Annotated in this window: 12 protein-coding genes; all 12 read left to right on the plus strand. The window is 48.4% G+C overall.

All coding sequences use genetic code 11. The features are described 5' to 3' along the window. Window positions 1-36: 36 nt before the first annotated feature. Window positions 37-1,713, plus strand: a complete 1,677-nt coding sequence (locus LRP57_RS02505) for a bifunctional folylpolyglutamate synthase/dihydrofolate synthase (RefSeq protein ID WP_231204809.1) — start codon at window positions 37-39, stop codon at window positions 1,711-1,713. Between the two features lie 227 nt (window positions 1,714-1,940). Next, the gene (gene dhaK / locus LRP57_RS02510; protein ID WP_231204811.1) at window positions 1,941-2,933 is read left to right on the plus strand and encodes a dihydroxyacetone kinase subunit DhaK; all 993 of its coding nucleotides are present in this window, start codon (window positions 1,941-1,943) and stop codon (window positions 2,931-2,933) included. 10 nt (window positions 2,934-2,943) lie between these two features. Beyond that, the gene (dhaL, locus tag LRP57_RS02515; RefSeq protein ID WP_231204813.1) at window positions 2,944-3,573 is read left to right on the plus strand and encodes a dihydroxyacetone kinase subunit DhaL; all 630 of its coding nucleotides are present in this window, start codon (window positions 2,944-2,946) and stop codon (window positions 3,571-3,573) included. A gap of 2 nt (window positions 3,574-3,575) precedes the next feature. Further along, window positions 3,576-4,322: a dihydroxyacetone kinase phosphoryl donor subunit DhaM gene (gene dhaM / locus LRP57_RS02520; RefSeq protein WP_231204816.1), complete on the plus strand. Its 747-nt coding sequence runs from the start codon at window positions 3,576-3,578 to the stop codon at window positions 4,320-4,322. 78 nt (window positions 4,323-4,400) lie between these two features. After that, entirely contained in the window at window positions 4,401-4,859 is a 459-nt protein-coding gene (gene ndk / locus LRP57_RS02525; protein WP_231204818.1) for a nucleoside-diphosphate kinase, read from the plus strand. A gap of 65 nt (window positions 4,860-4,924) precedes the next feature. Further along, window positions 4,925-8,512 (plus strand): chromosome segregation protein SMC, encoded by a 3,588-nt coding sequence (smc, locus tag LRP57_RS02530; RefSeq protein ID WP_231204820.1) that lies wholly within the window; start codon window positions 4,925-4,927, stop codon window positions 8,510-8,512. A gap of 127 nt (window positions 8,513-8,639) precedes the next feature. After that, entirely contained in the window at window positions 8,640-8,963 is a 324-nt protein-coding gene (locus tag LRP57_RS02535) for a hypothetical protein (protein ID WP_231204822.1), read from the plus strand. Between the two features lie 42 nt (window positions 8,964-9,005). Continuing rightward, window positions 9,006-10,235: a signal recognition particle-docking protein FtsY gene (gene ftsY / locus LRP57_RS02540; protein WP_231204825.1), complete on the plus strand. Its 1,230-nt coding sequence runs from the start codon at window positions 9,006-9,008 to the stop codon at window positions 10,233-10,235. A 262-nt stretch (window positions 10,236-10,497) separates the two neighbouring features. Then, the gene (gene ffh, locus LRP57_RS02545; protein WP_231204828.1) at window positions 10,498-12,090 is read left to right on the plus strand and encodes a signal recognition particle protein; all 1,593 of its coding nucleotides are present in this window, start codon (window positions 10,498-10,500) and stop codon (window positions 12,088-12,090) included. Continuing rightward, window positions 12,090-13,190 (plus strand): amidohydrolase family protein, encoded by a 1,101-nt coding sequence (locus LRP57_RS02550; RefSeq protein ID WP_231205225.1) that lies wholly within the window; start codon window positions 12,090-12,092, stop codon window positions 13,188-13,190. Before ffh ends, LRP57_RS02550 begins: the two co-directional genes overlap by 1 nt. A gap of 245 nt (window positions 13,191-13,435) precedes the next feature. Then, window positions 13,436-13,909: a 30S ribosomal protein S16 gene (gene rpsP, locus LRP57_RS02555; protein WP_231205226.1), complete on the plus strand. Its 474-nt coding sequence runs from the start codon at window positions 13,436-13,438 to the stop codon at window positions 13,907-13,909. Window positions 13,910-13,911: 2 nt separating this feature from the next. Continuing rightward, window positions 13,912-14,151: an RNA-binding protein gene (locus tag LRP57_RS02560; protein WP_231205227.1), complete on the plus strand. Its 240-nt coding sequence runs from the start codon at window positions 13,912-13,914 to the stop codon at window positions 14,149-14,151. The last annotated feature ends 172 nt before the right edge of the window (window positions 14,152-14,323 follow it).

Below are 14,323 nucleotides of genomic sequence, written 5' to 3' on the forward strand. Positions count from 1 at the left end.
ATGGGGAGGAAAGAGAAGAAATTTTGGGAGGACGTAATGGCGAACGAGCATCCTGCTTTTTTCGGTAATGACGAGCAGGAGTCACAGGGAAATATTCCTTTAGATCTCCTCCCGTACCTTGAAGTTTCTCGTGCTAACTCTGATGAAGAAAAATCACAGATTCAATCCGAAGACGAATCCGATGCGGTGCGTGCGGCGGCTTTACGTGCTTTAGTGGAAAATTCTTTGCTTATCGGTTCAGATCCGCAGCTTTTAGCTGAACTTGAAGGAAAACTTCCTGAAGGTGAAGAATGGATAGAAGATATTGAGGCTGATCGTCAAGAACGTGAACATCTTCAAGCTTTAGATGCGGCCGCTGAAGATGCTGCATTGATGGAACAAGTGAATCAGATTTATCAGTCGGTGATTGCGCGCGCCCCTGAACACGATATTGACCCGACATTATCGCGTGTACAGGCGGTTCTTGATATTTTAGGAGATCCGCAGAATACGTATCCGAGCGTGCATATCACGGGAACGAATGGGAAAACATCAACGTCGCGTATGGTCGATGCTTTACTTGGTGCGGCAGGAATGAAAGTGGGGCGTTTTACTTCACCTCATCTGCGTGATGTACGTGAACGTTTGAGTTTAGAAAATCAGCCGATAAGTCCTGCTGGTTTTATTGCAGCCTGGCAGGATGTGGCGCCCTACATTGATATGGTGGATGCGCGCTCTCGTGACAATGGTGGAAGCACTTTGTCCTTTTTTGAAGTATTTACTGTGATGGCTTTGGCAGCTTTTGCTGATTATCCGGTTGATGCGGCAGTCATTGAAGTAGGTATGGGAGGACGCTGGGATGCAACAAATGTGATCGATGCGGATGTCAGTATTATTACCTCTATTTCGCGAGATCATGAAAAATGGTTGGGAACTGATATCTGTGATATTGCCCGCGAGAAAGCCGGTATCATCAAACCTGGCCAAGTTGTTGTAATTGCCGAGCAAGATCCTGAGGTCTTGGAGATCCTACTGGCCCGTGCTAGGGAAGTGGATGCTGTAGCTCGGGTGGAAAAGCGAGATTATGAGGTTGTTGATCGTCAGCTTGGTGTGGGTGGGCAACTGGTAACAGTGCGTACGCCTTCAGCGGTATATGAAGATGTTTTTGTTCCGCTCTTGGGACAGCATCAGGCTCATAATGCTGCTGCTGCGATTGTAGCTGTTGAGGCTTTTCTTGGGGGCCGTGCTATCGATGGACGTCTTTTGGAAGATGGCATGTTACAGGTAACATCACCGGGGCGTCTGCAGGTTATTCGTAGTTCACCGACCATTATTGTGGATGCTGCTCATAATCCTGGCGGAGCTCATGTATTGGCGCAGGCTTTAGAGGAGTCTTTTGGTTTCCGACGAATTGTTGGAGTTTTCTCTGCAATGGGCGATAAGGATGTGGAAGGTATTCTTTCTGAGGTTGAGGCGGTATTTGACCATCTTGTTCTTGTTCCTATGGATGGTGAACGTGCGATGCCGTTAGAAGATATGCAACGTATTGCTGTTGATGTTTTTGGTCCGGATCGTGTGGATGTTCATGATGATTTGGTCGAGGCAATTGATCGTGCGGTTCATATTGCAGAATCTACAACTGATTCTGCTGATAGTGCTGGTGTTGTTGTTTTTGGATCTGTTGTTTTGGCTGGTCATGTGATTGATATGATTCAGGCGCGCAAAGGTAAGTAAAAGCTTTTTACTGTTTTATGTAAAGAATTGTTGCATTCCTTGCCGTGTTGTGGATATATTTCTCTTATAAACGAATAAATTATGAAATAAATGTTTCAGATGTTCAGTAGTTGTTCACTAAAAAGAGAAAATGTTCATGGTGTTCATGAGGTGGGATACTTCCCTCAGTGACACTATTAGAGTACGTCTTTGTGAGTAGATAGCTCACACGATTGCGAGGAGGCAATATGAAAAAGCTTGTAAATGATGTTCACCATGTCGTGAAAGAAACTCTTGAAGGATTTGCGCACGCACATGCTGACCTCGTTGATGTTCATTTTGATCCCGACTTTGTTACCCGCAAGACTCCGAAAGAAGCAGGAAAAGTTGGCATTATTTCCGGTGGCGGTTCAGGTCATGAACCATTACACGCAGGATATGTTGGCCTTGGAATGCTTGACGCAGCAGTTCCGGGAGCAGTTTTCACCTCGCCAACACCAGATCCAATTCTTGAAGCAACAAAAGCCGCAGATCATGGGGCAGGTGTTTTGCATATCGTCAAGAACTATACCGGTGATGTGTTGAACTTTGAAACTGCTAGTGAATTGGCAGAAATGGAAGATATCACCGTGACAACTGTCATCGTTAATGATGACGTAGCTGTAGAAGATTCTTTATATACAGCAGGACGTCGAGGAGTTGCTGGAACAATTTTTGTTGAAAAAATTGCCGGTGCTGCAGCAGAACGTGGTGATGATCTTGAATCAGTGACACGTATAGCTCAGCAGGTCAACGATCAGATGCGTTCGATGGGACTCGCATTAGGTCCATGCACTGTTCCTCACGCAGGAAAGCCTTCTTTCGATTTAGCTGATGATGAAATTGAGTTAGGCATTGGCATCCACGGGGAACCAGGATATCGTCGTGGACACATGGAATCTGCTGATGACTTAATTGCTGAACTTTACGGAAAAGTTCGTGATGATCTTGAGTTAAAAGCAGGCGAAAAAGTCATTACCCTCATTAATGGTATGGGCGGGACACCTTCTAGCGAACTGTACATTTGTCATCGGCGTTTAGTAGAGCTACTTGAAGCCGATTCAATTGTTATTGAACGCTCAATGGTCGGTAACTATGTCACCAGCCTTGAGATGCCAGGTGTTTCTGTTACCTTGCTTCGAGTTGATGAAGAACTGCTAGAACTCTTTGATGCACCGGTTCATACGCCGGCTTGGAAGTAAGGACATGTATATGACGCTTGATACCGCATGGGCGATAAAATGGATGCGTAATGTTCAAGCTGATATTGCTGCTCAACGTGAGTATTTAATCGATCTTGACCGAGCAATCGGTGACGGCGATCATGGTGAAAACTTAGATCGTGGTTTTACTCATACGATATCAGTGCTTGAAAATGAAGCTCCGCAAACAGTTCAAGAAGTCCTGAAAATCGTAGCGAAAACTCTGATGTCAACCGTTGGAGGGGCAGCAGGACCTCTATACGGTACAGCTTTCCTGCGTGCAGCAAAAGCTGTAGATCCGCATGAACAAACAGCAGACACAGTTGTTACTTTCCTGCAAGCCGCACTTGAAGGTATTCAAGCACGAGGCAAAGCAGAAGAAGGCGAAAAAACAATGGTGGATGCATGGGCGCCCGCTGTGCGAGCAGCACGGACAGCCGCCGAAGCAGGGCAAAGCCCACAGGAAACCTTGAAAGCTGCAGCTCAAGCAGCACACCAAGGAGCAGCGGATACACAACCTATGCAAGCAACAAAAGGACGCGCATCCTACCTTGGGGAACGCTCCATCGGACACCTAGATCCGGGAGCCGTCTCATCTGCCCTTATTCTGAACGCGGCATACGCAGCAACAGAGGAATAAAAATGGCATGTGTTTCTTTTGTTCTGGTCAGCCACAGTATGCAACTAGCGCAGGGGCTTGCTGAACTTGCAGCTCAAATGGCTCCTAACGTGCATATCCTGCCGGCTGGAGGTCGTGAAGATAACGGACTTGGCACCTCATATGATCGTATTGACATGGCAATCAACACGGCACTTTCACATGTGAGTGAAGAAGTAGATGGCGGAGTCCTTATCCTCACCGATCTAGGGTCGGCAACAATGACAGCAGAATCTGTTGTTGAAATGTCAGATACCCCTGAAAAGCTTGTTTTGGTTGATGCGCCTCTTGTCGAAGGAACAATCGCGGCGGTAGTACGTGCGCAAATCGGTGACACCTTAGATGAAGTTGTTGAAGCTGCACGTCAAGCGGCATCACAATGGAAACCGCAAACACCAAAATATTTTTCGAATTCCGTATCGCCCTGCATAAATAAGGGGATGCCAGATGAAACTGTAAATACTGATGAACCTGCACCTATCACTGCGCAAGCGGTAGTTGCAGATCCTGAAGGATTACATGCACGACCTGCCGCACTTTTGGCTCGTCTGGCCTCGACATTCGATGCAGAAACTTTCGTTGATGGGGCAGATGCATCCTCCGTTCTCGAAATTATGACCCTTGGCGCACGACAAGGACAGACTGTAACGGTGAAAGCAACTGGCATCGATGCTGAAGTCGCTGTCACTGCTCTGGTTCGACATATTGAAGGACACGACACCGATACATAAACCGACAAAAGGCTGCGTGTATTCCCATAGAAAATCTGTGGGAATACGCGCAGCCACCTACTCAGGAAAGGCAAAAATATGCCCACACCGGATTTACTTGACCCTCAAAAAGAACACACACTGCTTCTTGTAAAACCAGATGGTTATGCCCGAGGCCTCACAGGAGAGGTGCTTCGCCGTATCGAAGCAAAAGGCTATGTCCTCAAAGGCCTGAAAATTAAAAAAGCAAGTACTGCTCTCTTAACTGAGCACTATGCTGAACATCGAGAAAAACACTTTTTCCCAGATCTTTTGGAATACATGAGTTCAGGACCACTTGTTGCATGTGTCGTTGAAGGCGATCGTGTCATTGAAGGAATCCGTAATCTCATGGGCGCAACAAATCCTACACTGGCAGCTCCAGGGACTATTCGTGGTGATTTAGGACGAGACTGGGGCGGATCTTCCGTATTCAATATTGTCCACGGGTCGGACTCGCCAACATCAGCAGAACGCGAGATAGGCTTGTGGTTCCCTGAACTTGTGTTCCACGATTAAGCGAAATTCCTCAACATTTTGCTCCCTGAGTCTACAAAAAGCTCAGGGAGCATTATTCTTGTGGCGTGCACCTCAAAACTTTGACTTTGCGTGGCTTCAAATCTTTTGCCGGCACAACGACGATGCGTTTGGAACCAGGAATCACCTGCGTGGTCGGTCCTAATGGTTCAGGAAAATCAAATGTCGTGGATGCTCTTGCATGGGTGATGGGCGAACAAGGCGCCAAAACACTACGTGGCGCACAGATGTCAGACGTGATCTTTGCGGGTACATCCACACGCCCTGCATTGGGGCGCGCACAAGTGGAACTGACCATTGACAACTCTGACGGGTTACTCCCCATTGAATATTCTGAGGTGACAATTTCACGTACTCTTTTTCGAGGTGGCGGCTCAGAATATTCCATTAACAATGCTCCTGCCCGTCTTTTAGATATACAAGAACTCTTGTCAGATACTGGTATGGGCCGACAAATGCACGTCATTGTTGGACAAGGACAGCTCGATGCAATCCTTTCTTCGACTCCTGAAGAACGACGAGCATTTATTGAAGAAGCAGCAGGAGTGCTCAAACACCGCCGTCGAAAAGAACGCGCACTGAAAAAACTCAGCGACATGGATGCTAATCTTGTGCGCGTTTTGGATGTGACTCATGAAATCCACCGGCAACTTGGCCCTCTTGCTCGGCAAGCAAAAGCTGCGCGTCGTGCGCATCGTGTTCACGCAGCTTTACGTGACGCACAATCACGCCTCCTTGCCGATGACATCATGCGTGCACGTGAACAACTCGAAGCACATAATGGTGACAATGAGGCAACCCGTTTACGCCTCGCACAATTACAAGAACAAACGGCGCAACTGAGCGAAAAATTACGCGAATGTGAACAAGCCGAAGCGCACTTTGCACCCGCCGTTGATCGGGCAACACAAGCATGGCAACGCGCTATGACCTTACAAGAGCGTTTAGGAGCGACACTGCTAGCCGCACAAGAACGCCTTGCGCTTCATTCAGATGCGTATGATCCTCCTGTAGGCGATGACCCACATGACTTGGAAGAACGTGCCCGTAAAGCAAGTCAAGAAGACGCGGAACTACTTGAACAAGTAGAAGCACAACGACAAAAACTCCTCCAAGCTACTCGTACGAAGGAATTGTGTGAAGCTGAAGAAAATGATAAGGCGCAGCGTTTAGCTCAAGCTCATCGCGCGTTAGCAGATTATCGGGAAAAAATAGCGCGTCTGACAGGCGATATGGCGTCAGCTCGTTCACGATATGAAGCAGCTCAAGCAGAAGCCGAACGCGCACATACGGTTCTTCGTGAAGCGATTACACGACAAGAAGAAGCACAGTCGCAGATCCCGCCCCAGGAGGAGGAATCTGTTTACGCAGATGAAAACTCTGCGGCACATGCTCACACTCGCGCAATTGAAAAACGTGATGCGGCACGCGCTCAGGTTGATACGCTCCTTATTGAAGAACGTGAAGCGCGTACAGATAGGGCACATTGGCAGTCACGTCGAGATGCTTTAGCACAGTCCCTCACACCACACGATGCAACAGCGCATTTGATTGGACGCGCAGGAATTATGGGTGATATCCCTACTTTTTTGCGTATCACAGTCGGATATGAAGATGCGATTGCTGCCTTATTAGCTCCTTTTGCTGATGCGGTGCTTGCGGATACGCTTGCAGTGGCTATTGACCAGCTTCGGCGTGGTCATCAAGAATCAACGGGACGTATGCGAATGGTGATTGCTAATCGTAGCGTTCCTAGCACGCAAAGCCACAGCACACCTCAGCCTGATTTACCGCATGGAACGCGCTGGGCGATTGAATGTGTTCACGTTGATTCGGTGGCCTACTCGTATGTAATGGAGATGCTGCAAGGTGCTGTAATCTGTGAGGACCTTGAACAAGCCGCACAGCTACTTAAACGTGAAGATGTGCGTACAGTTGTGACACAACACGGTGATTGCCTGAGCCAATGGTGGGTTACTGGGCAAGGCCAAGCCACAAGCTCTCCTTTAGCTTTACGTGCTCACTATGATGAAGCTGCTGCTCAGGCAACGGCCGCTCACGAACGAGAAAAGCAGGCTGCAGCGCGCCTTATTGAAGCTCACGAAATTTTAGATCTTTACGTGAAAGAAGCAAATGAGGCTTTACGTGCCTTACGTGAGGAGGATGCTGAACGTGCGAAAATTGCGCAGGAACGTGCGCGATTGATGTCAGCTGCGCAAGCGGCTTCAGCTGAAGCTGAGCGTGCTCGTTCCATTGCTCAGCGAGCGGATGACCAAGTAGCGTGGGCACATGAACGTGTGGAAGAAGCGCGTATACGTGTGGAAGCGGCTTCTGCCCTTACTCCACCAGAAGATGTCACACATGTGCAACAAATGGCTGAAAGTGCCGCCCAAGAAGCGCGTTCTGCCAGGGAAAATGAAACACAAGCAAAACTGACATTACGTGCGTTAGAAGAGCAATCACGACAAATACAGGCGCGTGCGCGGCATTTACGGCAAAGTGCTGCGCGAATGCGTGAGGAGCATGAGAATTATCGTCGTCGTGAAAGTAAACGCCAACGCCTTTTAGAACATACTCGTTCAGTGATTGTGCGTGTTGAACATGCAATTGACGCAGCTCAGATGACGGTATCGCGTGCGACCTGTGCTCGTGACCAATTAGCGCAGGAACGCAGTGACATATCAGAAAATATTTCGCGTTACCGTCAAAAGTTGTCGGAGTGTCATATACAAGAAAATGAATTACGTGAGGCTGCTCAACGTGATGAAATTGCTCGTGCTGAATTGCGTATGCGCCTTGAACATGTGCAAGCGCGTGCCCTTGAAGAATTGGGATGCGAAAGTGATGAGCTTGTTGAACAGTATGGTCCGCATATCCTGGTTCCGGCGTACCTCGTTCAAGGAAACCATTCTTTTGATGCAGAGCCACCCCAAGAAGGTGAATCTGTGGAAATGGTTCCTTATGTGCGTCAACAACAAGAGAATGCGCGTGAACGAGCACAAAAAGAACTGACACGAATTGGTCGTGTGAACCCATTAGCTTTAGAAGAACATGAAGCTTTAACTCGTCGTCATGAGTTTTTAGTATCGCAAGTCCAAGACTTAAAGAAATCAAAAGCCGATTTATTGGATATCGTTCGTGACGTTGATCGTCTTGTTCAGGAAGCTTTTGCTCGTGCGTGGAATGAAACTGCGGAACAATTTGAATCTGTTTTTTCTACTCTTTTCCCCGGAGGACAGGGGCGTTTGGTATTGACTGATCCTGAGGATATGTTGACCACGGGTATTGAAATTGAAGCTCGCCCTGCAGGAAAAAAAGTTAAACGACTTTCGCTGCTTTCTGGTGGTGAACGTTCTTTGGCAGCTTTGGCTTTTCTTGTGGCAATTTTCCGTGCCTGTCCGTCACCTTTCTACGTGATGGATGAGGTCGAAGCTGCCCTTGATGATGTGAATTTGTCACGTCTGATTGAGGTATTCCGTCAGCTTCAAGAAACCAGCCAATTAATTGTTGTGACCCATCAAAAACGTACAATGGAAATCGCAGACGCCTTATACGGTGTCACAATGCGTGAAGGAGTGACACGGGTCGTATCGCAACGATTAAAACAGGTGGATGAAACACATCGCACAGCCTAATTATTCAAAAGGGGCAGCTGTCGGATTCGATCGTTGAAATGTGGCCTAGCTGCGAGATTCTTTTAACGAAATGATTACGAAGCGTGTCATGCAGGAAAAAAGCAGATGAGAATGCTTTCATGTAAACATGTCGGGGTTCTTTGTGCAGATGCTCGCTATTCCTTTGCTTTTCTTTGGTTTTGCAGGGATCATGCTTGCTGTCATGGTTTTACGTCGCCATTCGATCAATGAGTGGCATGCAATACTGCGTCGTGCTTTTGCTTCGTTAAAACATGCGCCAAAAATATCGACAGACGTTGAGACGAGGCGCACATCACTAGCTTCTGTGTGGAGCACAGAAGCTGAAACTGGTTCGGCCTACTTAAATGCCACACAAATACCAGGATATGAACAACTTGAACAAGTCGCTGACAGGCTTGAAACAACATATAGGAATGTGCGTCGTTCGTGATCCCAGTGGTGCAATTTGCTGTCTGTGGGAGATGATGTACGTATGGACACCTTCTCCCTTCTTTTTTACGTGTTAATCGCAATTGCTCTTCTACTTGTTCTAGTCGGCTCTTTTCTCTGGATTTATTCTGCGTATCGTCAAAAAAACAATCACGCGCAACAGCATCAGAGCACTCCTACGCAGGGGAGTAGTACTGCACAAACTACTCCTACCTCATCGATAACGATAAACGTCGACGAACCGATAGATGAAACGGACGCGGAAAGCAGATCTGCTCATTGTGATGAAGAAAAGTCTGCATCACCTGAAGAAATCTTCACTCCTACTGAAGAACCAGAATCAGTTCCTTCCCGCATGGAACGTTTACGAGGTCGTCTTGCACGTTCGGGTGCTATCGGTAAAGCTCTGCTTTCAGTTTTGTCGCGCGGGGATCTATCAGAGGGGGACTGGGAAGAACTCGAAGATACGCTTTTATCCGCTGATCTTGGTTTTTCTGCTACAGAAGAACTGATGGACGCTTTACGCACACGCGTCCGTGTGGAAGGAAAAACCGATAGTGCAACGGTGCGTTCCATGCTGATTGAAGAACTAGAAAAGGTAGTTGACCCGGCACTTGATCGAAGCCTCCATATTGATGAACGAGTAAGTGATGGGAAAAAATTACCTGCCACTATTCTTGTTGTTGGTGTGAATGGAACAGGGAAAACAACCACTATCGGTAAACTCTCACGTATCCTCGTGGCGCAAGGCCACAGTGTTTTATTAGGCGCTGCTGATACCTTCCGAGCTGCTGCGGCTGCTCAGTTGAGCACATGGGGATCACGTGTAGGTGTGGACGTGATTTCTGCTGAGCGTGAAGGCGCAGATCCTGCATCAGTTGCATATGAGGCTGTCCATGAAGGTATTCACCGTGGTGTTGATGTTGTTGTTGTTGATACCGCTGGCCGCCTACAAAATAAAGCAAGTTTAATGGATGAGCTGGGCAAAGTACGTCGCGTGATGGAAAAAGCTGCTCCGCTGAATGAAGTGCTTTTAGTGCTCGATGCAACAACAGGACAAAATGGACTTGTTCAAGCACGTGTATTTGCTGAAGCTGTCGGAGTAACAGGCATTGTCTTGACGAAACTTGACGGTTCAGCAAAAGGTGGAATTGTCGTTTCTGTTCAGCGCGAGCTGGGGGTGCCTGTCAAATTTGTTGGCCTGGGTGAGGGCGTTGATGATCTTGCGCCATTTGATCCGCGGGGGTTTGTTGAAGCAATTGTTGGGGAATAATTCTTTTTGGATAGAACTGTTTCCTCCGTATATTCGTATAGTTGCGCTTTTTCTAAGTTCTCTTACGGAAAACCTCATGAACTTCTTCATACCTCCCATGGAGAGGAACGTGCACGGATAATGGCTGCGCTATGAGGAATCTCGCGTAAGCGCACTTAATTTCCGACAGATTACTTTCTGGTGCTTCACCTAAGACCAGTGTGCGATAGGCTGGAGCACAGTATGTTCACAAGATATTTCCACTACCTAGGAGTCTGAGCACGTGTTCGGAAACCTTTCTGATCGTTTGAGTGAATCTTTCAAACAGCTACGTTCACGCGGTGTCCTTACAGAACAAGATGTCGATCAGACAATGACGCAGATTCGTCGTGCGCTTATTGACGCTGATGTGGCTTTGCCTATCGTCCGTCAATTTGTCACTGACGTGCGTGAAAAAGCTTATGGTGCAGCTCGTTCGCGTGCTTTGAATCCTGGTCAGCAAGTTGTACGTATCGTCCACGATGAATTGGTTGAGATTCTGGGCGGGCATACACGAGAGCTACATTTTGCTCAGCGGGGTCCTACGGTTTTCATGCTCGCAGGTTTGCAGGGCGCCGGTAAAACAACACTTGCTGGAAAACTTGGACGATGGCTTCGTGAAGAAGGAAAAAATGTTCTTCTTGTGGCCGCTGACCTTCAGCGCCCTCAAGCTGTTGCTCAGTTACAGATTGTCGGTGAACGTGCAGGTGTTCAGGTATGGGCGCCTGAGGTGGGAAATGGAGTTGGCGATCCTGTTCATGTGGCACGCAGCGGTTTAGATCATGCCATCACAACCGGTATTGATGTAGTGATTGTTGATACTGCTGGTCGTTTAGGTGTTGACCAGGAAATGATGGACCAGGCTATTGCTATCCGCGATGCGGTCAATCCTCACGAAATCATGTTTGTCCTTGACGCCATGATCGGTCAGGATGCCGTTACTACTGCTACAGCTTTCCGTGATGGTGTCGGCTTTACCGGCGTTGTCTTGTCGAAACTTGATGGTGACGCTCGTGGCGGTGCCGCTTTATCTGTTCGCGGCTTGACCGGTGTGCCTATTCTTTTTGCTTCAACCGGTGAAAGTCTGGAAGATTTTGAGCGTTTCCATGCAGATCGAATGGCTGGTCGCATCCTTGACATGGGTGATGTGCTCACTCTGATTGAACAGGCAGAAAAGAAACTCGACGCAGAAGAAGCCCAAAAAGTCGCTCAAAAAGCGATGTCTGGTGAACTGACCTTAGATGATTTCCTTAGTCAGCTTCAACAAATTCGCAAACTGGGATCGATGAAAAAAGTCTTGGGAATGATTCCCGGTATGGCTCAGATGCGTCAGCATATTGATAATCTTGACGAACGTGAGATTAATCGTGTTGAAGCGATTGTACGATCAATGACACCGCAAGAACGGGCTGATGTTTCTTTACTCAACGGGTCACGGCGTGCTCGTATTGCTCGTGGTTCAGGAACAACCGTCGCTGATGTGAACTCTTTAGTGAAACGCTTTGAAGCAGCCAAGTCCATGATGGGGCAGATGGGCGCTATGGGAGCTGGAATGCCTGGTTTCGGATCTTTGCCCGGGCAAGGTGGCAAAGCGAAACAAAAAGCGCAAGCACGTAAAGCGCAAGCTGAACGGGCGAAAATTAAAAAGAAAGCTCGAAGCGGTAATCCTGCGAAACGTCGCCAGCAAGAACTCGAAGCACTCTTACCAAAAGAGCAGCGTTCTTCGGCAGAGGCCACTGGTTCTGCTTTCGGTGTGCCACAACCGACCGCTCAAGGGCCGCGTCCCTCTTTAGAGGATCTGCCTGATGACATTCGACGAATGATACAGGGCCTGTGATGCGCCTGCACGGGTGGATGCTGTGGGGGCAAAACGCTCAATGGGTACAGGGAACATGGAGCGTTGAAGGGGGTATTATCCGCTCTGTTCCTGAGGGGCAGGAAAACACCTGCGCAGACTTCACTGGTTTTTTTACACCGGGTTTTGCTGACGTGCATTGCCATATCGGTATTGGTCCTGACGGGCCGGTTGATATTGATGCTCAAAAAGCTCAAATGGAGGCGCAGCTCAGTTCAGGTGTCCTACTTGTAAGGGACTGCGGCACTCCAGTCGATAACTCGCAGGTGCGTTTACATTCATCTGTGCCAGTTCTTATACGTTGCGGGCAACATATTGCTCGTGTGAAACGCTATATTCGTGGTTTACCACGTGAAATTGAACCGGCTGATTTGCCTGAGGTCATGGCCCAGGAAGCTCGTCGTGGGGATGGTTGGGTCAAAATTGTCGGTGATTGGATTGATCGTTCACAGGGCGCTCAGGCCGATCTTGCTCCACTATGGCCGCGTGAGGCTTTAATTGATGGTGTGGCAGCTGCTCATGAGGCGGGTGCTCGTGTTGCTGTTCATGCTTTTTCGCATACAGTGATTGATGATCTGCTTGAAGCAGGAGTTGATGATATCGAGCATGGAAGCGGGATGGATGCCGTTCAGCTTCAATGTGCAAAAGAACGTGGAATTGCAGTTACGCCTACGTTGCAGCAAGTGGAGCTTTTTGCTGATTTTGCAGCGCAGGCTGGACGAAAATATCCAATGTATGCAGCAACAATGCAAGCCATGTATGACACTCGTGTGGCGCATGCTCAGATGCTTTTTGATAGCGGTGTACAGATTTTGTCAGGTACGGATTCTGGCGGGTATCAAGAACATGGGTGCATAGGTGACGAGTTGAGATTATGGCTGGCTGCCGGCCTGAGGCCTGAACGTATTCTTGATTATGCGACATGGGGGACACGTTCCTATTTAGGTTTTTCTTCCCTTGACGAAGGAAAGTCTGCTGATATGGTTTTTTTCCGGGAAGATCCGCGTGAAAATCCTTCGGTGTGGGGAAAGCCTGATGTGGTTTTTAGTGCAGGTGTGCCGGTTTATTGTCGTGACTCTTGAGACAAAAGCGGCATGAAAGTATGACGCACCTAGTGATAGTGACCAGTTCCACTATGTAAAGAGCTGTCTAGGTGCTGACAGAGTTTCGAAGAAATGCTTCTTCGTGGCATAATCAGTAGCTGTACTCGCGCTTTCGGTGACCCTCTCTCTCCGTTGGCACGTGTCCTTGGAGTTTTTCTTTACCTGTGTTTCCCACCAGGAGAAGAATGACTTCGCCCCTAGTTGAAACAGGAGTGACCACACAAGTGGCAGTTCGTATTCGTTTGAAGCGCATGGGTAAGATCCATGCACCCGTTTACCGTGTCGTTGTTGTCGATTCACGTAAAAAGCGTGATGGGCGTGTGATTGAAGAAGTGGGTTTGTATGATCCAACCCCGAATCCTTCAATCATTAAGATTGAATCCGATCGCGTGCAGTACTGGCTTGGCGTGGGCGCACAGCCTTCCGACCAGGTTCGTAATCTGCTCGTGTTGACAGGCGATATTGCTCGTTTCCACGGCAAGGCTGATGCTGTATCACGTGTCAAGGTTGCCGAAGGCGACAAGGTTGCAGAAACTGAAGAAGCTATTAAGGCTGCTGAATCTGCTGCAGAAAAGCGTAAAGCTGAAGTTTCTGCACAAAAAGCTGCTGCTCAGGCAGAAGCACAAGCAGCTGAAGCTGCGGCCGCTGAATCAGAATCGGAAGCACCTGCTGCCGAAACTGAGGCTGAGGAAGCCTGATGATGCTTGCCGACGCTTTGGAACACCTTGTAAGCGGAATTGTCGATCATCCTGAAGATGTGCAAGTACGCACACGTTCACAACGTCGAGGGCAAATGCTTGAAGTGCGTGTGAATCCTGATGATCTTGGCCGTGTTATTGGTCGAGGTGGTCGAACAGCTCGTGCGTTGCGTACCGTTGTCGGTGCTCTTTCTTCGCGTGGCCCTGTGCGTGTTGATGTCGTTGACACTGATAGGGAATAGAGCGTAGATCCGTAAAGAGCCAGCCCTTATTGAGGGCTGGCTCTTTTGTGTTCACGACCAGCCTTAAAAAGAAATACGAGACGAATACTTTTCAGGTCAGCGGCAAAAGTGAGGGTACTGCTTAAAATGTGTGTCCGTTGGCTGCATGTTGTGTCTATCTACTGACCTGGCT

The sequence above is a fragment of the Schaalia sp. lx-260 genome (assembly GCF_021083645.1).
Lineage (GTDB): Bacteria > Actinomycetota > Actinomycetes > Actinomycetales > Actinomycetaceae > Pauljensenia.